The following is an 18641-nucleotide window of genomic DNA, read 5'->3' on the forward strand; positions in this document are numbered from 1 at the left end:
TCAATGTTCCGGCCGGCGGGCCACCCGATCGCCTCGGGCCCCGCCGGCCGGTCACCGACCGGGGATCACCAGGCGCTGAGTGGGGCGCGGCGGTGGTCTGCTACCAGCGGTTCCAGTGGGCGAACGCGTCGGCTTCGGCGCGGGGGCCGGGCTTGAAGTCGGTGCCCAGGGTGTACGCCACCGGGGTGAGGGCCACCTGCACGACCGTGTCGTAGGGGATGCCGAGCAGTTCGGCCATCTCCCGCTCATAGCTGAGATGGCTCGTGGTCCACGCGGTGCCGATCCCGCGCTCCCGGGCGGCCAGCATGAAGCTCCAGAACGCCGGGATGACCGAGCCCCAGGCCCCCGCCTGCCCGCGTACGCTGTCCAACTCGGCGCGTGACTCGACGCGCAGACAGGGGATGAGCAGCACCGGAACCTCGTGCAGGTGGTCCGCCAGGTGTTGCAGGCTGCCGGCGATGCGACTCCACTGCGCGGAGCCGAAGTTCATCCGGCTGAAGGCCGGGCCGGTGCCGCCCGAGGCCGGTGGTGGCGCCATCAGGCCGAGTCGCCACAGTCGGGCGACGGCGGCGCGGGTCTCCTGGTCTTCGACGAAGACGAAGTCCCAGCGTTGCCGGTTGCGGCCGCTGGGTGCCTGAAGCGCGATGCGGAGGCAGTCCTCGATCACGTCACGGGGGACCGGGCGTTCCAGGTCGAGACGCTTGCGGACGGCGCGGGTCGTGCTCAGGACCTCGTCGGCGGACAGACCCAGTGTGTTCGGCGTGTGGCGCCCGGTCGATTCGGCGTCGGTCATGCGGGCGCTCCTACTCGCTCTGGCAGGTCGAGGTTGGCGATGACCGCGGGGAGGACCCCGGGAAATCGGTCGTTGATCTCGTCGGCACGCAGTTCGTGGCGACGGAAGCTGCCGTTCGGCGTGACGCGGAGGATGCCGGCGGCTCGCAGGACCTTCAGGTGATGCGAGAGCGTGGACATGCTCACCTCGGACAAGGCGTCGAACTTGCCGCAGACGACCCCACCGGCCTGCGCCAACTGCCGTACGACACTCAGGCGCACCGGATCGGCGAGGGCGCCGAGCAAGGTGGCCAGGTCGACCGAGGTGAGGTCGGGATGATGCAGGGCTCTCATGGAGGCCATGCTACCGTTCGATTCGGGATTTCGAAAATTGTCCAAATGATGAGTGGAGCACGGTCATGCCTCTCGACACTGTGATCTTCAGCGGGGAAGGCGCACACGCCGACCCCTGGCACCCGTTGGCCGAAACCAGCGCCGCGCTGGCCACACTGATCGGTGATCCGGGCTCGGTAGCGATCGTGACGTCCGTCGACCAGCTCGACGCCGCACTCGACGGTGCGCGCCTGCTGGTGGTGAACGCCAGCGCCGACCGTCCGGCCCCGATCCCCGACGATGAGACCTTCGCCCGCATCCTCGACGGCTTCCTGGCCCGTGGCGGCAGCCTGCTCGCCACACACAGCGCCACGCTCGCGTTCCCCCAGCAGGCGAGCTGGCGATCCGCGATCGGCGCCGCCTGGCAACACGGTCGGACCTTCCACCCGCCGATCGGCCCGAGCCTCGTCCGGCACAGCGGTGTCGATCATCCGATCAGCACCGGGCTCGGGGACTTCGAGGTCTTCGACGAGCGCTACACCGACCTGGAGTTGATCGACGGCGTCGACGTCGAGCCCCTCTACGTTCACGACGAGGGCGGCGACACCCACCCACTCGTCTGGGCGCGCACCGTCGGGAGCAGCCGGATCGTCTACAGCGCGCTCGGCCACGACGCCCGGTCGTACGAGTCGCCGGGGCACGTGGAGCTGCTGCGCCGCATCGTCGACTGGCTCCGTCACGACAGCTGAATGCTCGGCCGGGTCACCGGCCGAGCATCAGTGGGTGTGGTGCCGATCAGCCCCCGTGCCGCGCCCCGACGGGCCGCCGTCAGGCCGCGGAGGCGGACGCCTTCGGCCCCCGGTGCGACGCCACCGGGCCGGCGTTCCAGCCCCAGCGGGGGGCCGGCACCGCGCTGTCACCGGGCCAGCCCGCGCCGGTCTCGGCACTGGCGTCCTCGTCCGACGCCGGGGTGCTGCGCGACAGCCGCAGCGACTGCTCGGCGCCCTTGCGGGCCGCGCACGGCCACGACTGCCCGGCGCACTGGAGGTTGCGGCAGTGACCCTCGTCGTCCGGCTCGTGGGCGCTCAGCACGTCGATCGCCAGCTGCCAGAGCAGGGGGTCGGTCACGTCGTGCGGGCGCTCGGCGTGACGGCTCGGTCGGTTGCTGGTGTCGTCGGACATCGTGGGCCCCCCTTGGAAGTTGTGCACCTCAAGGGTCACCCGTCAGCGGCCGGCTAAACCGCCGACCTGCTGTGATGTGTCTCCGGTCGCAGTTCGACCTCCGAACGCGGCTGACGGATCGGTCAATCAGGCAGCAGTGGCATCTCGACGCCCGGATCCCGACCGAGCAGCACTGCCCGGGTGAGCGCCGCCGATCCGAATCGGTCGCGGACCGCGTCCACCGCGGCATCCAACTCCGCACCCGGGTTGCGGAGGAACGGCAGCTCCGGCTGCACCGGGTTGTCGTCCAGGTTGCCCACCGAGACACCGATCAGCGTCACACCACGGCGATCGATCTCGGGCAGTGCGGCCCGCAGCAACGCTCGCGCGGCGGCGAGCAACGACGTCGTGTCGGCCGTTGCCTTCCCGATGGTGTGCGAGCGGGTCGCCCGGGTGTAGTCGCCGAAGCGCAGCCGCAGCAGCACCGTGCGACCGGCCCGCCCGGCTGCCCGCATCCGCCGGCTGACCCGATCGACCAGGCCCGCGAGGATGGCATCCAGCTCCACCAGAGCATGCGGGGTACGGCTCAACGCGTGCTGCGCGCCCATCGAACCGCGACGGCGGCCGACCTGCACCGCCCGGGGGTCACGGTTGTGGGCCAGAGCGTGCAGGTGCCGGCCGGCGCCCGCGCCGAGCAGTGACACCAGCGCAGCCTCGCCGAGCCGGGCCACCTCCCCGACGGTACGGATCCGGTGCTCCCGCAGCTTCGCGGAGGTGACCGGGCCGACGCCCCACAGCCGCTCGACCGGCAGCGGGTGCAGGAACGCCAACTCGCCGTCCGGCGGGACCACCAGCAGCCCGTCCGGTTTCGCCACCCCGCTGGCCACCTTCGCCAGGAACTTCGTCCGGGCCACGCCCACCGTGATCGGCAGGTGGACCTGTTCACGGACCTCCCGACGCAGCCGGTCGGCGATGTCGGCCGGTGGCCCGACCAGCCGGCGCAGGCCACCCACGTCCAGGAACGCCTCGTCGATGGAGAGCCCCTCGACCAGCGGCGTGGTCTGTCGGAAGATCTCGAAGACCGCGCGGCTCGCCGCCGTGTACGCCGACATCCGGGGCGGCACCACGATCGCGTCCGGGCACAGTCGGCGCGCCTGCTGGCCGCCCATCGCGCTGCGTACGCCCCGCGCCTTCGCCTCGTAGCTGGCCGCGAGGACCACGCCGCCACCGACGATCACCGGCCGCCCGCGTAGGCGCGGGTCGTCGCGCTGCTCGACCGACGCGTAGAACGCGTCCAGGTCGGCGTGCAGGATGTTGGCGTCGGGCGACACGTACACATGTTCGCATGACGGCCGGCGAAAGTGGCACTGAGCTGGGTTGGGACGGGTCGGCGGCCGGCGCTCAGTAGCCGGCGAGCTGCGGGGCCAGCGCGACCGTCACGAAGCGGATCGCTCGGCCCAGCAGGCACGTCGCCGCGAAGGCGACCGGGCGCATCGGTGTGCGGCCCAGGTAGACGCTGGCGGCCAGCAGCGGTGGAAATCCGGTGACGGCGCTGGTGAGCAGCAGCCCGGTCGACTGGTGAGGGCGTTCCATCACCTCGACGAGTCGCGCACCGGCCGCCTTCGGCCGCGCGAGCATCCGGCCCAGTCGGCCCAGTCGGCCCGGTCGTGCCGGCGCGGCGGAGCGTCGGCTGAGGCGGCGTTGCAGCCAGGCCGAGCGGATCGCGCCCCGCGCGCCGAGGAAGATCAGGATCTTGCCGGCGGTCTGGCCGACAGCGGCGGCTACGCCGAGCGCCACGGGCGGCGCGCCGGTCGTCGCCGCGGCCGCGATCAGGTACGGCTCGGCCGGGGTGAACGGCAGGAAGGCCGAGAGGAGCCCGACGGCCGCGGCCGCCAGGGCGGCGATCATGGCCGGGCGTGCGACAGGCCCGCCGGCAACTTGGCGGCGCAGACCAACGAGACGACCTTCACCGCGGCGACCCCGAGGGCGAACGCGACGGCCGCGGCCATCGGCGCGAAGATCGCCAGGAGCACCACCGCGGCGGTGTTCAGCGCCTTCGCCGGCGGCGACCAGTTCCATCGGTAGATGCGCCGATCGACGTGGGCGAAGTAGTTCGGGCTCAGCAGCGGCCAGCGCAGGAACATCAGGCTCAGCAACTGGTCGATGACCATGAACTGGACCAGAAACACCGCGATCGGCAGGGCCGTGGCGGGCCGCAGCACGACCAGCGCGGCGGCGCAGGCCGACGTGCAGGCACGGTCGGCGACGATGTCGAAGACCGCGCCGGTGCGCGTCTCCTGTCCCAGGGCGCGGGCGGCGACACCGTCGAGGATGTCGCCGATCCAGTAGATCAGGTAGGCGGCGACGAGCAGGTGAGCGCTGCGGTGGGTCAGCGCCGCCACGGCGAGCCCGACGGAGACGGCCGTCCGTACGGCGGTGATGGCGTTGGGGACGTTGAGCAGTGTGACCGGCGGACTGAGGCTGAGTGCGGTCATTCGGCGTCCTTGAGGATGCGTTGCATGTCCGTGGTGCGCCGGTTCAGGTCGGCCAACTGTGCGCTCATCTCGGTCAGCAGGCGCTGGGTTTCGGCGGCCTGCTCGGCGTACTGCCGCTGCATTTCGGCGGACACGGCGGTCCGTGTGCGGACGCTCGCATACCAGATGACCGCGATGAGCAGGGCGGCGACGACTACGAGGAAGACCGAGGCGGTGATGTCCATCTAATTGTTTCCTTTCGGTACGGCGTCGCCGTCACCGGCGTTGCTCAGGGTTGTGACGGCGACCGCCACCACGTCGGGCGTGAGGTGCAGCGAGAACGGCGTGGCCTCGTAGTACTTGAGTGCCTTGCCGTCCTCGGACAACTCCAGATGCGCGGTGACCAGCCCGGCCTTCTCCAACTTCTTGAGGTGCACCTGCAGCAGCGCGCGGCTGATGCCCAGATCGCGGGCGAGCTGTGAGACGTAGGCGCGTCCGCCGGTCAGTGCGGCGAGCACACGCAGTCGGTGCGGACTGGCCAGAGTGGCAAGGACCTCGATCAGTCGGTCGCCGCTCAACTCTCCCATAGCTCACCTTGGCTCATGCCAACTATTATTGGCATGAGCAAGCGCCAGTGTCAACTCGGTGCGCAACGCCGACCGTGGCGTTGCGCACCGAGACCCCTTGCGGTCCGCTCGGGGGTGGGTCAGCTGTGCGGCCCGATCAGTCGAGGCAGAACTCGTTCCCCTCGGGGTCGGCCATCACGATGTGACCGCCCGCCAGCGGGGGAGCGGGCTCATGGCGATCCAGCCGGGTGGCGCCGTGCGAACCGAGCCGGACGGCCTCCGCCTCCAGGGCCGCCATCCGCTCGTCGCCCTCCAGCCCCGGAGCGGCTCGCACATCGAGGTGTACGCGATTCTTCACCTGCTTGTGCTCGGGGACCCGTTGGAAGAACAGGCGGGGTCCCGCGCCCTCGGGGTCGACCACCGCCGACGCGTCGTTACGGTTCTCCGGCGGCACCCCCATCGCTTCCAGCGCCTCCTCCCATGACTCGAAGTCTCCGGGCGGGGCCTGCACCTGGTAGCTGAGCGCCTCGGCCCAGAACGCCGCCAACGCGGCAGGGTCGGCGCAGTCGAACGTGATCTGCACGCTGCGTGCCATGTCAGCTCCCTGTTTTCTGCTCTGGTCGGTCATGATCTGCACCCTCTCCGAAATAGCGGACAGGGACGTTCCGCTATCTGTGCAACGATCGGCCGGTGACTGTCGAGGCGACGACCGAACGGGTGCTGCGGCTGCTGGCGCTGTTGCAGCGACGCCCGTCCTGCACGGCCGCCGAACTCGCCGCCGAGCTGGGGGTCACCGGCCGCTGTGTACGCCGCGACGTGCAGCGACTGCGCACGCTCGGCTACCCCGTGCACGCCACGGCGGGCGTCGGCGGCGGCTATCGACTCGGCGCGGGCACTCGGCTGCCGCCCCTGCTCCTCGACGACGAGGAGGCGATCGCCACCGCGATCTCCCTGCGGCTCGCCTCGGGCGGCACGGTCGCCGGAGCCGGCGAGGCGGCGCTGCGGGCTCTCGCGAAGCTGGATCAGGTGATGCCGTCGCGGCTGCGCGCCGAGGTGCGGGCGGTGCACGGCTCGACGGAGACCCTCATCGGCCCGGTCGCCGAGATCGACGCCGAGCTGCTGATGACACTCGCGCGTGCCTGTCGGGACGCGGTGCGGGTCCGGTTCCGGTACGCCGGTCGCGACGGCGGGGAGCACGAGCGGACGGTCGAGCCGGTCCGGATGGTCACCACGGGCCGCCGCTGGTATCTGATGGCCTGGGACGTCGACCGCGACGACTGGCGTACGTTCCGCCTGGACCGGATGCGGGCGGCGGTGGCGACGACGTGGCGCTTCCGGGTGCGCGTGCACCCGGATCCGGTCGCCTTCGTGCAGCGGTCGGTGACCGAGGCGCCGTACCGGCATCTCGCCCGGGTGCGCGTGCACGCCCCGGCCGATCGGGTGCGTGACATGGTCCCGCCGCAGGTGGGGCGGGTTGAGGACGATCGCGACGGGTGGTGTGTGCTGGTCGTCGGCGGGGAGAGCCTGGACTGGGTCGCCGCGCACATTGCCCGGCTGAGTTACGACGTGGAGGTGCTGGAGCCGCCGGAGCTGCGCGAGGCCGCCGCCCAGCTCGCCCGCCGTCTCACGGCGATGGCCGGTGCGGCGTCACCACGCAGCGTGTAGTGGCGCAGCGACACCGAGCCGCCGTCCGGGGCGGTCCACGGAGCTGTGCTGGTGCCGGTGCACCGCCAACCGGTGCGCTCATAGAGGGCGGCGGCCGCGGTGCTGCTGGAGGTCACCTCGAGCACCAGATCCGTCCCACGCGCACTCGCCCATTGCCGGGCCCGGGCCAGCAGCGCGCTGCCCAGCGCCAACCCTCGGGCGGCCGGTATCACGAAGAGACGCGCCACCTCGGCGGTCGGCCGGGCAGGAGGCCCGTCCACCGGGCCGGGCACCCGGTGCACCGCGACGTGTCCGACGATTGCCGCGTCGGAGTCGACGGCGACCCAGGCGCGCGCCGGGTGCGGTTCGCGTAGCCACCGGTGCGGGTCGGCGGGCCAGTTCAGGGGGTACCCGTCGGCCCGGTGGACGTCCGCGAGCGCCGCGACGCAGCCGTCGAGGTCGGTGGCGCGTCGCCGGCGGATGTGGGGTCGGGTCACAGGTCTTCGAACGGGCGGGCGTAGCGGAACTCGCCGCGGATCGACTCTCGCCACGCGTTCATCGGTCGGGCCTGGAAATACTGGGGACCCCACGGCTGCGGCGGGGTGACGCCAAACTCCACGGCGGGCCGGAACCCGAACCGTGGGTAGTAGTCGGGGTGACCGAGCAGCACCACCAGCGGCTCGTCGTGGGCGTCGGCCGCGCCGAGCACCGCGTGCATCAGGGCCTCGCCAACCCCGCGCCGCTGCCACTCGGGCAGCACACCGAGCGGTCCCAGCCCGAGCGCCACCGGCTCACCGGCCACCCGGGCGCGGGTGGCCACCACGTGCCCCACCACCTGGCCGTCCGGGTCGGTCGCCACCAGGGAGTACGCGGGCAGCCAGCCCTCGTCGGCGCGCAGCGCGTCGACCAGGGTCGCCTCGACCGGTACGCCAACGCCGTCCGCCTTGGCGAAGGCGGCGGAGTGCACCGCCCGGATGGCGTCGACGTCGGCGGGTGTCTCGCGTCTGATCAGCACGGCGTCACCCTAAGGCGTGCCCCGGCGCCGGCTCCACGGGTTTATCGTGCGTCGACTGCCGGTGCTCATCGAGAACATGGCAGGCATCGAGAACACTGGCAGGCCCGGGTGAGCCTCACCCGACGGCGGTAGCCGACGGCGGGGCGCTGCCGCCCCGTGGCGCCTGCGCCGTCATCAGCCGAACGATCTCCGCCTGGTCGGCCGGCGAGGGCAGACCCCATTCCGGCCGGTAGCCGTACACCTCGTGCAGTGGGGTGGAGCCGGTGCGGCCGTCCAGGATCTCCACGGCGTCGGTGCCGATCAGGCCGGGGTGCTCCACGCCGCAGGCCTCGGCGACCTTGGTCAGGTCGCGGCGCAACGTCCGCAGGTAGTTGGCCGCCCGGACCGACTTCGACGTCGGGTCCAGGCCCCGGGTGAGCCACGCGTTCTGGGTTGCGACACCGGTGGGGCAGGTGTCGGTGTGGCACTTCTGCGCCTGGATGCAGCCGATCGACAGCATCGCCTCGCGACCGACGTTGACCAGGTCGCAGCCGAGCGCGAAGGCCACGATGGCGTTGTCCGGCAGGCCGAGCTTGCCGCTGCCGACGAAGACCACCTGCTCGTGCAGGTCGTGCTCGGCGAAGACCTTGTACACCCGGGAGAAGCCCTGCTGGAACGGGAGCGACACGGAGTCGGTGAAGATCAGCGGCGCGGCGCCGGTGCCACCCTCGCCGCCGTCGATCGTCACGAAGTCGACGCCCCGGCCGGTGTCGCGCATCAGGGTGGCCAGCTCCTGCCAGAAGTCGAGGTCCCCGACCGCCGACTTGATGCCGACCGGTAGGCCCGTCTCGGCGGCCAGCAGTTCCACCCAGTCGAGCAGGCTGTCGCAGTCGGAGAACTCGGCGTGCCGGGACGGGCTGACGCAGTCCCGTCCGGCGGGGATGCCCCGGGTGTCGGCGATCTCGGCGGACACCTTCGCCGCGGGCAGCAGCCCACCGAGGCTCGGCTTGGCCCCCTGACTCAGCTTGATCTCCAACGCCTTCACCGGTGAGCCGGCGACCAGGTCCTTCAGCCGGCCCAGACTGAACCGGCCCTGCTCGTCGCGACACCCGAAGTACGCCGTCCCGAGTTGAAAGACCAGGTCACCACCGTTGCGGTGGTACGGCGACAGGCCGCCTTCGCCCGTGTTCTGTAGGCAGCCGGCGAGCGCGGCCCCCTTGTTCAGGGCGGTGATGGCGTTGCCGGAGAGCGAGCCGAAGCTCATCCCGGAAATGTTGACCACCGACTCCGGTCGGAACGCGTGGACCCGCCCACGAGCCGCGCCGAGCACCTTCGCGCAGGGCAACCGCACGTCGTGCCCGGCGGTCGGCGTCGAGGGCGGCACCGCCCGGCCGAACGTGCGGTGCTTGATGATCGGGTACCCGGCGGTGTGCTCGATGTCGTTGTCCGTGCCGAAGCCGAAGTAGTTGTTCTCCTGCTTGGCCGACGCGTACACCCAGCGGCGTTGGTCGCGGGTGAACGGCCGTTCCTCGTTGTTGCCGGCCACGATGTACTGCCGCAGCTCCGGCCCGATCGCCTCCAACAGGTAACGGGCGCGGCCGAGCACCGGAAAGTTGCGCAGCAGTGCGTGGTCGCGCTGGAGCAGATCCCGCGCGGCGAGCGCCGCCACGGCGGCTGCGACGGCGGGTACGGTTCGACGGGCCCATCTCATGCCCGGCACTCTTTCCGCCCACGCTGCGGGCCAAACCGGCCGGGCCGCGCCGTCGGGCTGGTCAGGACTCGGGCGGGGAGATGTTGACCAACCACGCGATGCCGTACGCGTCGACGCACTGGCCGAACTCGGCGCCCCACATCTGCTTCTCCAACGGGACCGTCACCGAACCGCTCGCGGAGAGCTGCTCCCAGTAACCGACCAGCTCGTCGTGGTTGTCGCCGCTGAGGCTGATCGTGATGTTGGTGCCGGGCTGGTGGGTCATCCCGGGCGGAAGGTCCGAGGCCATCAGGGTGAGGCCGTTGGGGGACTCGAGCTGCCCGTGCATGACCTGGTCGGACAGCTCCGGATCCGGGTTGCCGAAATCGCCGAAGGTGTTCACCGTCAGATCGCCACCGAACACGCGATGGTAGAAGGTCAACGCCGCACGGGCCGTGCCGGGGAAGTTGAGGTACGGGTTGAGTCGCGTCTGCACGGCACCCCTCCTTGGTCCTGGTCGGCGTCATCGTCGCAGACCGTTGGAGGGCGGACAACGAGGCGCGCGCAGGTTTGCGCTGGTGAAACGCCGCGCGGCGGTGCGGGTACGCCCCGCACCGCCGCCGTCGTACTCGTCGGATCAGCGGTGCTTGTACGACTGGCGGACCGACCCGCCGACGACCGTGCACCACGTGCTCGTGCTGAGCTTGCCGTTACGGGGCAGGCCGTGCAGCGCCTGCAGGTCCTGCACCGCCGCCCGGGTGGCGTGGTCGTACGCCCCGGTGACGGTGACCGCGTACCCCTTGGTGGCGAGGATCTCCTGCACGGCCGTGACCGGCGCGCCGGTGGCGTGCTGGTTCAGTTCCGGCGCCAGCGTCTCCCAGGTGGGCGGGGTGAGGGTGGCGTCCACGTCCACGGGGATGCCGTTGCGGGCCTGCCAGTCCTGCACGGCGGTCACGGTCGCGGCGTCGAACGTGCCGCTGACCGTAACCGCGTAGCCCCGGTAGGCGAGCAGGTGCTGCACCACCCGGACCGAGGGGGAGTTGACGAAGCGCCACAGGTCGGGCCAGCGGCGCGCCGGCACGTCACCGAGCTTGGTGCCGAGGGCTGCGTGGACCCGCCGCCGCAGGTCCGGGAACTGCCGGTAGAAGGCGGCGCCCGGGCACTCGGTGGTGCGGAAGTCCCAGTGGCCGAAGATGTCGTGCGCGTGCAGCCCGTACTGGCGGCAGATGGTGACGCAGAGCTTGACCAGCGAGTCGGTCAGCGCCTTCGGCGGCGTCTCGGTGACGTAGGTGCCCTCGTTCTCGATGCCGATGGCCCGGCCGTTCTCGCCGGGGCAGTGCGCCGAGATCATCTGCCGGTCGCCGGCTTCGAGTCGCTCCAGGCTGCCCCGGCGACCTTCCAGCACGTAGCCGCCCCGACTCACCGTGAAGTGCTGGCCGGTGTCCGACCAGCCGTTGCCGTCGATGTGCAGGTCCTGGCAGTCGTGCGCCAGCTTGACGGCCTGCTCGCGGGAGTAGTCGGTGACGTTCGGGAACGCCATGTGGTGCACGATGATCTTGTTGGTGGCGGTGGCGCTGACCGACAGCGGATCCTTCGGCGGGCGGGCGGCCCACTCGTCGCAGCTGATGATCCAGTCCAGGTCGGTGCCGGGGGCGGCGTGGGCCGCGCCGGGGAAGGCGAGTTCACTCCCGACGACGGCGACCGTGGCGGCGCCGAGGCCGGCCCGCAGCAGTGTCCGGCGATCCACTTCGGAATGGTCGACGTGCATTGACATCTCCTCCTGCGGCCGACGGCGGGGATGAAAAGTAGCTCCAGTGGCGCACGTGCTCCGGAGGATATTGCCAAAACTCACCGGCGCGCTAGAGGGCCCGGCGCGCGAATTGATCATTCGGACCGTAAGTGGCCGGCGTTTCCGCGCGCGGGGTCGGGGGTAGGTCGGGGAACGACCATCCCGGCTGCCCCGCGTAAAGGAATGACCACATGAGTGACAACGTCAGCGACGCGGTGGGCGACGCCCTCCGCTCGGTGATGCTCTTCGTGCCCAAGGCCGTCGCCTTCCTGGCGATCCTGGTGGCCGGATGGCTGATCGCCAAGGCCGTGTTGAAGATCGTGGAGAAGGTCCTGGAGCGGGTGGGCTTCGACCGCGCCGTCGAACGCGGCGGCGTCCGTCGGGCGTTGAGTCGCTCCCGGTACGACGCCAGCGACATCGTCGCGAAGCTCGTCTACTACGCCGTGCTGCTGTTCACCCTCCAGCTCGCCTTCGGCATCTGGGGGCCGAACCCGATCTCCGACCTGCTCGCCGCGGTGATCTCGTGGCTGCCCCGTGCCTTCGTCGCGATCGTCATCGTCGTGGTCGCCGCCGCCATCGCCAACGCGGTCAAGGACATCATCAGCGGTGCGCTCGGCGGCCTGTCGTACGGCCGGGTGCTGGCCAACATCGCCTCGGTGTTCATCCTCGGCCTCGGCGTCATCGCGGCGCTGAACCAGATCGGCGTGGCCACCGCGGTCACCACTCCCGTGCTGATCGCCGTGCTGGCCACCGTCGGCGGAATCCTCGTCGTCGGGGTCGGCGGTGGCCTGATCCGTCCGATGCAGAGCCGGTGGGAGGGGTGGCTGACCCGTGCCGAGCAGGAGTCGCAGCTGATCGCCTCGCACGCCCGCGCCTACCGGGACGGCCGCCGCGACGCCGAGGCCGAGCAGGCCCGCCTGTCGACCGTCACCACCGGACCGGGTGCTGAGTCGACCCGGCCGTCGACCGTCGCCACCGATCCCGAGGCCACCCAGGTGGTGACCCGGCCTGCCGACGCGGAGGCCACCCAGGTGGTGACCCGACCGGTCGACCACAGCGCCGACACGACTCAGGTGGTTGGTCGGGGCGACGCCGACACGACCCAGGTGGTTGGTCGGGGCGATGCCGACACGACCCAGGTGGTGAGCGCCGGCGGCGCGGTGCCCGGGCAGCGCACCAACGACGACAGCGAGACCACCACGGTCATCCCGCCGGTCGATCCGCACCGGCGCTGACCCGCCGTGGCATCAGCGGGGTGGGGTCCCTCGCGGGATCCCCGCCCCGCTGACGCGTTGTCCGGCAGGTCGAAAACGCTGGCCGGCGCAGCGCAGCACGTCTAGCATCGCCGCATGACCTGGCGACATTGATCCCGCAGCGTAGACCGATCCCGTGGGCCACCACGGGCACCGCACGACCGGTGTCCGTCTCCACTCCCACGGGAAGGCCTCATGACTCACCTCGCCTCGCGCGTGCCCGACCCGGCGGTCCGCCGGCTGACGGCCACCCTCTACGGGTACGCGTTCCTCAGTGACCTCGTCCTGCTCTACCCGCTGTACGTGGTGTTCTTCGCCGACACCGGGTTGTCGGTGGGGCAGATCTCGTCGCTCTTCGTCGTCTGGTCGGCCGCCGGCATCCTGTTCGAGGTGCCGTCCGGCGCGTGGGCCGACGTGGTGTCCCGCCGCCTGCTGCTGTGCCTCGCCCCGCTGGTGACCGCCGCCGCTTTCGCGCTGTGGGTGCTGGTGCCGTCGTACCCGGCGTTCGCGGTTGGTTTCCTGCTCTGGGGCGCGGCCGGCGCGCTGGTTTCCGGCGCGCTGGAGGCGCTGGTCTGGACCGAGCTGGACCGGCTCGGCGCGGTCGGACGGTACGCCCGGGTGCTCGGCCGCGCGCGCACGGCGGGCGTGCTGGGGGTGGTGTGCTCCGGAGTGCTCGCCGGCCCGGTGTTCGCCGTCGGCGGGTACCCGGTGGTCGGCGCGGCCAGCGTGCTCGCCTGCCTGTTCGCCACAGTGGTCGCCACCCGGTTTCCGGAGCACCGCCCATCGTCCGCCGAGGTGCCCGGGGAACGCGTGTCCGGAACTGCCGCACCGGCCGACCCGGACGATGGTGACCTGGGCTGGTGGGACACGCTCCGGGCCGGGGTGGCGCAGGTTCGCACGCGCCCGCCGGTACGGGCCGCCGTGCTGCTGGTCGCCGTCGTGACCGCCGACTGGGGTGCGCTGGACGAGTTCACGCCGCTGCTGGCCCTGGACACCGGCGTCGGAGCGCAGGCCGTGCCGTTGCTGCTCCTGCTGCTCTGGGCCGGGGTGACCGTCGGAGGGCTGCTCGCCCCGGCGGGGGAGCGGTTGAGCCACCGGGGTTACGGCGCTCTGCTGTGCCTCGTCGGCGTCGCGCTGGCCGGGGGCGCACTCCTCGAGCACCCGGCCGGGTTCGTGCTGCTCGCGGTGGCGTTCGGGGCCGCGCAACTGGCCACCGTGTTGGCCGACGCGCGGCTGCAGGCCCGGATCACCGGCAGCAGCCGCGCCACCGTCACCTCGATGGCGGGGATGGCCACCGACGTGCTGATCATCGGGACGTACGTCTGCTTTGGCCTGCTCGCCACGGCGGCCGGCAACGCGGTGGCGTTCGCGGTGACGGCCGGGCCGTATCTCATCGTGGGGCTGGTGGTGCTGACCCGCCACCGGCGCACCACGGCGGCGCCCGCCGGTGTCGCCGCGGCTGCCGCGACCGGACCCGACTGACCAGGGCCCCGGCGGCGGCCGGTGTGGCCGCCGCCGGGAGCGCGCTCAGGAGGACATGTGCAGGAACGACCACTGGTGGCCGTCGAGGTCCCGGAAGCCACGCATGTACATCGGCCCGTTGGCCACTCCCGGCCCGAGCGACTCCCCACCGGCGACCGCCGCCTGGTCGACCAGCTCGTCGACCTGCTCCCGGCTCTGCGCCGACAGCCCCACGATGACCTCTCGGCTGGTGGCCGTGTCCGGGGCGGAAACCCCGGTGTACGCCTCGAAGGCCGAGCGGACGTGCAGCATCAGCCGGGTGCCGTCGGAGATGGTGAGCGCCAGGCTGTCCCCGGTCGGCTCGGTCTGGTCGGCGACGAAGCCGAGCGCCCGGTAGAACTCGGCGGCGGTGCTCAGGTCGCGCACCGGCAGGTTGATGAACGTCATGGTCATCGGTGGTCTCCGTTCGACTCGAGCAGTTCCTTCAACACGGCGAGCCGTTCCCGCCAGTACGCCTTGAGCTCCGCGGCCTGCTCGGCCCCGGTCAGCTTCTCGTGCAGGACGTTGACCCGCGTCTTCGACTCGCCGACAGCGTCGAAGCCGACGACGATCCGGGTGGGGCCGCCGACCCAGTCGGCCCGGAAGCTGCGGGGCGCGGTGGTGGTGCGGACGCGTACGTCGACGTCGGGAAGCCAGCGGGCGCGTGCCGTCTCGTCGGCGAACGCTTCGTACAGCCGCAGCGCCGGCACCGCCACCGTCCGGCTGGCGCTGGCCGAGAAACCACCGCCGCGCTGCTGACCAGGCGCTCGCAGGCCGCGTGCCTGCTCGTACCCGACGGTGATGGTCTGTGCCCACCAGCCCGGCACCTCGTGCTCGGCGACCAGGTGGCGGGCGATCTGGGTGTGCGTCCACTCGGTGGCCGCCGCCGCGTCGAGCAGGGCGAACCAGTCGGCCCAGCGCCGGCCGCTGCGGGCGTGGATCAGGTCGTCGGCGATGCGCTCGGTCTGCGCGGCGGCGGACCCGGGCCGCGGCGTCGGGGTGGGCTCCGGAGGTGGCGGCGCGGCCGAGGCTGGCTGGGCGGCCCGATTGAGCAGTTGCCGGCGGGCCGTGGTGTAGCTCTCGCCGGTCTTCGCCATCCGGGTTCGGACCCGGGCCTTGAACGATCTCTGGTTGGTCATCACATGCTCCCGGTCAACGGCACGGTCACCGGGACCCACGCTCCCGTCGACCCCGCCGGAGTGGGGCATGTGGCACCACGTCCCGAGAGCTCCAGGCCCCCTTTGCCTCCGCGTTGCCGGCGGCGTGAGCGCCGGGAGGGAGGTGCGGCGCAGGACTACGCCGACGTCATCCTACGCTCACTCCGGGTGTCGGCGCAGCCGTCAGGGCTGGTCGCCGTCGAGGTAGACCCATCGGCCGTCCTCACGAACGAACCGGCTGTGCTCGGTCAACGCGCCGGGCCGGCCCGCGTCCCGGTAGTGGGCGTGGAACGTCACCGTGCCGGCGGTGTCGAGCAGACCACCCCGCTCGGTCTCGACGATCTCCAGTCGGGTCCACCGCTGCCCCGGGTCCAGTTCGAGGACGGCGGGCCGGGTCGAGGAGTGCCAGCTGCGCAGCAGGTAGCCGGTGTTGCCGAGGGCGAAGGCGCTGAACCGGGAGCGCATCAACGCCTCGGCCGTCGGCGCCTGCGCGTCGCCGCCGTGCAGCGGGGCGCAGCAGTCCGCGTACGCCTGGCCGGAGCCGCACGGGCAGGCCCGTCCCGTCGTCGTGTCCGCCCGTCGTCGTGCCGCACCCTTACCCACCCCGCCATCCTGCCGCACCGCCGGCCGGCCCCGGAGGCCGACCGTCGCTAGTCCAGAGACACCGGCAGCGGCACCGGACGTTTCGCGACCCGGTCGTCGCCGGACGACTGGCCGCGTAGGTGCCGAGCCAGCCAGGGCAGCAGGTGCCGGCGGGTCCAGGCCAGCTCCGCGCCGAGCACCTCGCCGCGGCGTCGCCGTGGTGCCGGCGGCAACGGCTGTGTCCACGAGTCGTCGAACCCGGGCAGACCCGCGGTGTACGCCAGCGCGGCGGCGATCCGCTCGTGGCCGGCGCTGTTGGCGTGCAGCCGGTCGTCGCTCCACAGCCGGGGATCCGAGGCGATCGGGTGGGCGCCCAGGTCGACCATGGTGGCGCCGGTCTGCGCGGTGGCGGCCCGCAGCGCCTCGTTGTACGCCAACATCCGACCGCGCAGCGGCCGGGCCAGGGGCATCACGGGCGTCGGATCCGGCATCGTGAACGTCAGCACGGTGGCCCCCTGCTCGACCAGCGCCCGCTGCATCACCGCGATGTCCCCGGCGATGCGGTCGGCGTCGAAGGAGGGGCGCAACATGTCGTTCATGCCGGCGACCACGGTGGCCAGGTCGGGGGCCAGGTCGAGGGCGGGCTGGAGCTGCTCGGCGCGGATCAGCGCGGTGGTCCGGCCACGGATGGCCAGGTTCGCGTACTCCAGACCACCCTGCGCGCGGGCCACCGCCAGGGCGAACCGGTCGGCCCAGCCCCGGTAGCCGCCGTTGCCGTCCGGGTCGTCGAGCCCTTCGGTGGTGCTGTCACCGATCGCCACGTATCGCTGCCACATCACCCCGGCGACGGTAGTCGCTGGCCGCCCACCCGCGCACCGCCGGGGCGGAGGGATCAGAGCCAGCCGGAGCGGCGGAACAGGCGGTACAGGATCAGGGCGGCGATCGCCATCAGGGTCACCGCGCCCCCGTAGCCGTAGCGCCAGGCCAGCTCGGGCATGTGGTCGAAGTTCATGCCGTAGATGCCAGCGATGCCGGTCTGGGTGGCCGCGATGGCCGCCCACGCGGCAATCTTGCGCATGTCGTTGTTCTGTTCCACGGCGAGCTGGGCCAGTCGCGACTGGACGATCGAGGTGAGCAGGTCGTCGTACGCGGCCACCCGGTCGACCGCCCGGCTCAGCCGGCCGTCCACATCGACGAACCAGCGGTGCAGGGTGCGTGGCGGGCCGTCGGGGTCGAGCAGCGTACGCATGGGTGCCTGCAATGGCAGGACCGCCCGTTTGAACTCCACCACCTCCCGCTTGAGCTGGTAGATGTGCTGGATGTCGGCCCTTCGGTCGCGGGCGAACACGGCCTCCTCGACCCGTTCCAGGTCGCGCTCCACGTGTCCGGCCACCTCCAGGTAGGAGTCGACCATCCGGGCGCAGACCGCGTACGCCACCGCCCATGGTCCGGCGGCCAGCAGGGTGGGTCGGCGCTCGATGTCAGCGCGGACGCTGCGTAGCGCCCCGGCGGCGCCGTGCCGGACGGTGATGGCGAACCGGTCGCCGATCAGCACCATCACGTCCCCGGTGTCGATCACCTCGGAGGTGTCGGTCAGCTCTTCGTGCTCCACGTACCCGGCGGTGCGCAGCACCAGCAGCGTGACCGGTCCATGGCGCTGCACGGTGGGCCGGTGCCCGTCGGCGAGCGCCTGTTCGACGGTCAGCTCGTCGAGGCCGAAGGTTCGGCCGACCGCGGCGAGCACGGCCGGGCCGGGGTCGTGCAACCCCAGCCACACGAACGCGTCGCGGACGTGCCGCGCGCGGGCGTACGCGTCGGCGTAGTGCCGCTGGCCGGGCTCGCGTCTGCCGTTGACGTAGACGGCGCAGTCGACGACGGCGTCCGGGTTGGACCGGCGTGGGGTGGGGGCGTCTCCCTCGACCCGGCCGAGTAGTCGACGGGCCAGGGCGCGTACGCCTCGACCGGCCCGGTCCCGTACCGGTCGCTGATCCACCGTGTGCCTCCCCGTCGCCGGCGCACCGCCCCGATCGCGGTGCCCGCAGGGATGGTGTCACCGCATTCTGCCGAGCAGGGTCCGGCTCCCGACAGGCGGGCGGGGCGCTCAGGCGGTGCGGGTGGCGAAGACGACGACGTTGTCGACGTAGTTGCCGGTCGCGGCATCGAACCGGCCGCCACAGGTGATCAGGCGTAGCCCGGCGGCGTCGGCCGGGCCGTAGACCAGCGCGGAGGGGAAGCGGTCCTTGGGGTACGCGCGGACGTCATCCACGGTGAAGGTGGTGACCTGTGTGTCGGCGCGGGTGATCTGGATCTGCTCGCCGGTGCGCAGCCGACCGAGGTCGAAGAAGACCGCCGGGCCGGCTGGTGAGTCCACGTGTCCCACCAGGACGGCGTTGCCGGTCTCGCCGGGGCTGACCCCGTGCCGGTACCAGCCGGCGAGGGTGGGCCGGTCCAGTGGTGGCACCTCCAGCACCCCGGCGGCGTTCGCGCCGACCGGGACGACCTCCGCGCGTACGCCGATGGTGGGGATCTGCACCCGGACCGGGGCGGCGCGCGGCAGCGGTGCCAGGTCCGGTGCGGGGTGGGTGCGCCTCGGCGCGTCGGCCGGCGGCCGTGGAGGCTGTGCCGGGTCGGCGGTGAGGCCGACGGTGATCAGTCCCAGCCCGGTCACGCCGAGCAGGGCCACCACGGCCGGTAGGCTCCGCCGCCACCACACGTGGACACCTCCGT

Annotated in this window: 24 protein-coding genes; 4 read left to right on the forward strand and 20 right to left on the reverse strand. The window is 72.0% G+C overall.

The window, feature by feature from the left end:
* Window positions 1-100 precede the first annotated feature (100 nt).
* The gene (locus tag HNR20_RS28745; RefSeq protein ID WP_184186227.1) at window positions 101-793 is read right to left on the reverse strand and encodes a nitroreductase family protein; all 693 of its coding nucleotides are present in this window, start codon (window positions 791-793) and stop codon (window positions 101-103) included.
* A complete protein-coding gene (locus HNR20_RS28750) occupies window positions 790-1125 on the reverse strand; it encodes an ArsR/SmtB family transcription factor (RefSeq protein ID WP_184186229.1) in 336 nt (111 codons plus the stop codon). Before HNR20_RS28750 ends, HNR20_RS28745 begins: the two co-directional genes overlap by 4 nt.
* Before the next feature lie 65 nt (window positions 1126-1190).
* Between HNR20_RS28750 and HNR20_RS28755 the strand changes: the two genes are divergently transcribed.
* Window positions 1191-1853: a ThuA domain-containing protein gene (locus tag HNR20_RS28755; protein ID WP_184186232.1), complete on the forward strand. Its 663-nt coding sequence runs from the start codon at window positions 1191-1193 to the stop codon at window positions 1851-1853.
* A 79-nt stretch (window positions 1854-1932) separates the two neighbouring features.
* Here the strand turns inward: HNR20_RS28755 and HNR20_RS28760 are convergent, their stop codons facing one another.
* From HNR20_RS28760 to HNR20_RS28790, 7 genes are all read right to left on the reverse strand, one after another.
* Complete coding sequence (locus HNR20_RS28760) at window positions 1933-2286, reverse strand: hypothetical protein (RefSeq protein WP_184186235.1); 354 nt, start codon at window positions 2284-2286, stop codon at window positions 1933-1935.
* Window positions 2287-2408: 122 nt separating this feature from the next.
* The gene (dinB, locus tag HNR20_RS28765) at window positions 2409-3596 is read right to left on the reverse strand and encodes a DNA polymerase IV (protein WP_184186238.1); all 1188 of its coding nucleotides are present in this window, start codon (window positions 3594-3596) and stop codon (window positions 2409-2411) included.
* Window positions 3597-3666: 70 nt separating this feature from the next.
* Window positions 3667-4173, reverse strand: a complete 507-nt coding sequence (locus tag HNR20_RS28770; RefSeq protein ID WP_184186241.1) for a hypothetical protein — start codon at window positions 4171-4173, stop codon at window positions 3667-3669.
* On the reverse strand, window positions 4170-4760 hold the full coding sequence (locus tag HNR20_RS28775) for a CDP-alcohol phosphatidyltransferase family protein (RefSeq protein WP_184186244.1): 591 nt from the start codon (window positions 4758-4760) through the stop codon (window positions 4170-4172). Before HNR20_RS28775 ends, HNR20_RS28770 begins: the two co-directional genes overlap by 4 nt.
* The gene (locus HNR20_RS28780; protein ID WP_184186247.1) at window positions 4757-4984 is read right to left on the reverse strand and encodes a hypothetical protein; all 228 of its coding nucleotides are present in this window, start codon (window positions 4982-4984) and stop codon (window positions 4757-4759) included. Before HNR20_RS28780 ends, HNR20_RS28775 begins: the two co-directional genes overlap by 4 nt.
* On the reverse strand, window positions 4985-5326 hold the full coding sequence (locus tag HNR20_RS28785; protein ID WP_110565305.1) for an ArsR/SmtB family transcription factor: 342 nt from the start codon (window positions 5324-5326) through the stop codon (window positions 4985-4987). It abuts the gene before it with no gap.
* A gap of 136 nt (window positions 5327-5462) precedes the next feature.
* Window positions 5463-5900 (reverse strand): VOC family protein, encoded by a 438-nt coding sequence (locus HNR20_RS28790; RefSeq protein WP_184186250.1) that lies wholly within the window; start codon window positions 5898-5900, stop codon window positions 5463-5465.
* 95 nt (window positions 5901-5995) lie between these two features.
* Here HNR20_RS28790 and HNR20_RS28795 point away from each other — a divergent pair, with 95 nt between their 5' ends.
* Window positions 5996-6970: a helix-turn-helix transcriptional regulator gene (locus HNR20_RS28795; protein WP_184186253.1), complete on the forward strand. Its 975-nt coding sequence runs from the start codon at window positions 5996-5998 to the stop codon at window positions 6968-6970.
* Here the strand turns inward: HNR20_RS28795 and HNR20_RS28800 are convergent.
* The 5 genes from HNR20_RS28800 to HNR20_RS28820 all read right to left on the reverse strand — a co-directional run bounded on the left by HNR20_RS28800 (window position 6865) and on the right by HNR20_RS28820 (window position 11401).
* Window positions 6865-7446: a GNAT family N-acetyltransferase gene (locus HNR20_RS28800; protein ID WP_184186256.1), complete on the reverse strand. Its 582-nt coding sequence runs from the start codon at window positions 7444-7446 to the stop codon at window positions 6865-6867. The two genes, HNR20_RS28795 and HNR20_RS28800, sit on opposite strands and share 106 nt — an antisense overlap.
* Entirely contained in the window at window positions 7443-7964 is a 522-nt protein-coding gene (locus tag HNR20_RS28805) for a GNAT family N-acetyltransferase (protein WP_184186259.1), read from the reverse strand. Before HNR20_RS28805 ends, HNR20_RS28800 begins: the two co-directional genes overlap by 4 nt.
* 115 nt (window positions 7965-8079) lie before the next feature.
* Window positions 8080-9654, reverse strand: a complete 1575-nt coding sequence (locus HNR20_RS28810; protein WP_184186262.1) for an FMN-binding glutamate synthase family protein — start codon at window positions 9652-9654, stop codon at window positions 8080-8082.
* Window positions 9655-9715: 61 nt separating this feature from the next.
* Window positions 9716-10129: a VOC family protein gene (locus tag HNR20_RS28815; protein ID WP_184186265.1), complete on the reverse strand. Its 414-nt coding sequence runs from the start codon at window positions 10127-10129 to the stop codon at window positions 9716-9718.
* Between the two features lie 141 nt (window positions 10130-10270).
* Window positions 10271-11401 (reverse strand): peptidoglycan recognition protein family protein, encoded by a 1131-nt coding sequence (locus HNR20_RS28820; RefSeq protein ID WP_184186270.1) that lies wholly within the window; start codon window positions 11399-11401, stop codon window positions 10271-10273.
* 212 nt (window positions 11402-11613) lie between these two features.
* Here HNR20_RS28820 and HNR20_RS28825 point away from each other — a divergent pair, with 212 nt between their 5' ends.
* Together HNR20_RS28825 and HNR20_RS28830 are read left to right on the forward strand one after the other, a co-directional pair.
* The gene (locus HNR20_RS28825; RefSeq protein ID WP_184186272.1) at window positions 11614-12657 is read left to right on the forward strand and encodes a mechanosensitive ion channel family protein; all 1044 of its coding nucleotides are present in this window, start codon (window positions 11614-11616) and stop codon (window positions 12655-12657) included.
* A 213-nt stretch (window positions 12658-12870) separates the two neighbouring features.
* A complete protein-coding gene (locus HNR20_RS28830) occupies window positions 12871-14157 on the forward strand; it encodes an MFS transporter (protein ID WP_184186275.1) in 1287 nt (428 codons plus the stop codon).
* A gap of 45 nt (window positions 14158-14202) precedes the next feature.
* On the opposite strand, the gene HNR20_RS28835 is transcribed toward HNR20_RS28830, so the two are convergent.
* The 6 genes from HNR20_RS28835 to HNR20_RS28860 all read right to left on the reverse strand — a co-directional run bounded on the left by HNR20_RS28835 (window position 14203) and on the right by HNR20_RS28860 (window position 18627).
* Window positions 14203-14589 carry a VOC family protein gene (locus HNR20_RS28835; protein WP_184186278.1) on the reverse strand — a complete coding sequence of 129 codons (387 nt, stop codon included), beginning with the start codon at window positions 14587-14589 and terminating at the stop codon, window positions 14203-14205.
* Window positions 14586-15314, reverse strand: coding sequence for an SRPBCC family protein (locus HNR20_RS28840; RefSeq protein WP_184186281.1), 729 nt, complete (start codon window positions 15312-15314; stop codon window positions 14586-14588). Before HNR20_RS28840 ends, HNR20_RS28835 begins: the two co-directional genes overlap by 4 nt.
* Window positions 15315-15515: 201 nt before the next feature.
* Window positions 15516-15935 carry a YchJ family protein gene (locus HNR20_RS28845; RefSeq protein WP_184186284.1) on the reverse strand — a complete coding sequence of 140 codons (420 nt, stop codon included), beginning with the start codon at window positions 15933-15935 and terminating at the stop codon, window positions 15516-15518.
* Between the two features lie 47 nt (window positions 15936-15982).
* Window positions 15983-16750: an SGNH/GDSL hydrolase family protein gene (locus tag HNR20_RS28850; RefSeq protein WP_184189222.1), complete on the reverse strand. Its 768-nt coding sequence runs from the start codon at window positions 16748-16750 to the stop codon at window positions 15983-15985.
* Between the two features lie 56 nt (window positions 16751-16806).
* The gene (locus HNR20_RS28855; RefSeq protein WP_184186287.1) at window positions 16807-17907 is read right to left on the reverse strand and encodes a magnesium and cobalt transport protein CorA; all 1101 of its coding nucleotides are present in this window, start codon (window positions 17905-17907) and stop codon (window positions 16807-16809) included.
* Between the two features lie 108 nt (window positions 17908-18015).
* The gene (locus HNR20_RS28860; protein ID WP_184186290.1) at window positions 18016-18627 is read right to left on the reverse strand and encodes a class F sortase; all 612 of its coding nucleotides are present in this window, start codon (window positions 18625-18627) and stop codon (window positions 18016-18018) included.
* Window positions 18628-18641: the final 14 nt, after the last annotated feature.

Source organism: Micromonospora parathelypteridis (assembly GCF_014201145.1).
GTDB lineage: Bacteria > Actinomycetota > Actinomycetes > Mycobacteriales > Micromonosporaceae > Micromonospora > Micromonospora parathelypteridis.

What these genes read in the sequence shown, in the direction of transcription:
- HNR20_RS28745 (WP_184186227.1), bottom strand. Translation starts at nt 793, where the DNA reads ATGACCGACGCCGAATCGACCGGGCGCCACACGCCGAACACACTGGGT.
- HNR20_RS28750 (WP_184186229.1), bottom strand. Translation starts at nt 1,125, where the DNA reads ATGAGAGCCCTGCATCATCCCGACCTCACCTCGGTCGACCTGGCCACC.
- HNR20_RS28755 (WP_184186232.1), top strand. Translation starts at nt 1,191, where the DNA reads ATGCCTCTCGACACTGTGATCTTCAGCGGGGAAGGCGCACACGCCGAC.
- HNR20_RS28760 (WP_184186235.1), bottom strand. Translation starts at nt 2,286, where the DNA reads ATGTCCGACGACACCAGCAACCGACCGAGCCGTCACGCCGAGCGCCCG.
- HNR20_RS28770 (WP_184186241.1), bottom strand. Translation starts at nt 4,173, where the DNA reads ATGATCGCCGCCCTGGCGGCCGCGGCCGTCGGGCTCCTCTCGGCCTTC.
- HNR20_RS28775 (WP_184186244.1), bottom strand. Translation starts at nt 4,760, where the DNA reads ATGACCGCACTCAGCCTCAGTCCGCCGGTCACACTGCTCAACGTCCCC.
- HNR20_RS28780 (WP_184186247.1), bottom strand. Translation starts at nt 4,984, where the DNA reads ATGGACATCACCGCCTCGGTCTTCCTCGTAGTCGTCGCCGCCCTGCTC.
- HNR20_RS28785 (WP_110565305.1), bottom strand. Translation starts at nt 5,326, where the DNA reads ATGGGAGAGTTGAGCGGCGACCGACTGATCGAGGTCCTTGCCACTCTG.
- HNR20_RS28790 (WP_184186250.1), bottom strand. Translation starts at nt 5,900, where the DNA reads ATGGCACGCAGCGTGCAGATCACGTTCGACTGCGCCGACCCTGCCGCG.
- HNR20_RS28810 (WP_184186262.1), bottom strand. Translation starts at nt 9,654, where the DNA reads ATGAGATGGGCCCGTCGAACCGTACCCGCCGTCGCAGCCGCCGTGGCG.
- HNR20_RS28820 (WP_184186270.1), bottom strand. Translation starts at nt 11,401, where the DNA reads ATGCACGTCGACCATTCCGAAGTGGATCGCCGGACACTGCTGCGGGCC.
- HNR20_RS28825 (WP_184186272.1), top strand. Translation starts at nt 11,614, where the DNA reads ATGAGTGACAACGTCAGCGACGCGGTGGGCGACGCCCTCCGCTCGGTG.
- HNR20_RS28830 (WP_184186275.1), top strand. Translation starts at nt 12,871, where the DNA reads ATGACTCACCTCGCCTCGCGCGTGCCCGACCCGGCGGTCCGCCGGCTG.
- HNR20_RS28835 (WP_184186278.1), bottom strand. Translation starts at nt 14,589, where the DNA reads ATGACCATGACGTTCATCAACCTGCCGGTGCGCGACCTGAGCACCGCC.
- HNR20_RS28840 (WP_184186281.1), bottom strand. Translation starts at nt 15,314, where the DNA reads ATGACCAACCAGAGATCGTTCAAGGCCCGGGTCCGAACCCGGATGGCG.
- HNR20_RS28850 (WP_184189222.1), bottom strand. Translation starts at nt 16,750, where the DNA reads ATGTGGCAGCGATACGTGGCGATCGGTGACAGCACCACCGAAGGGCTC.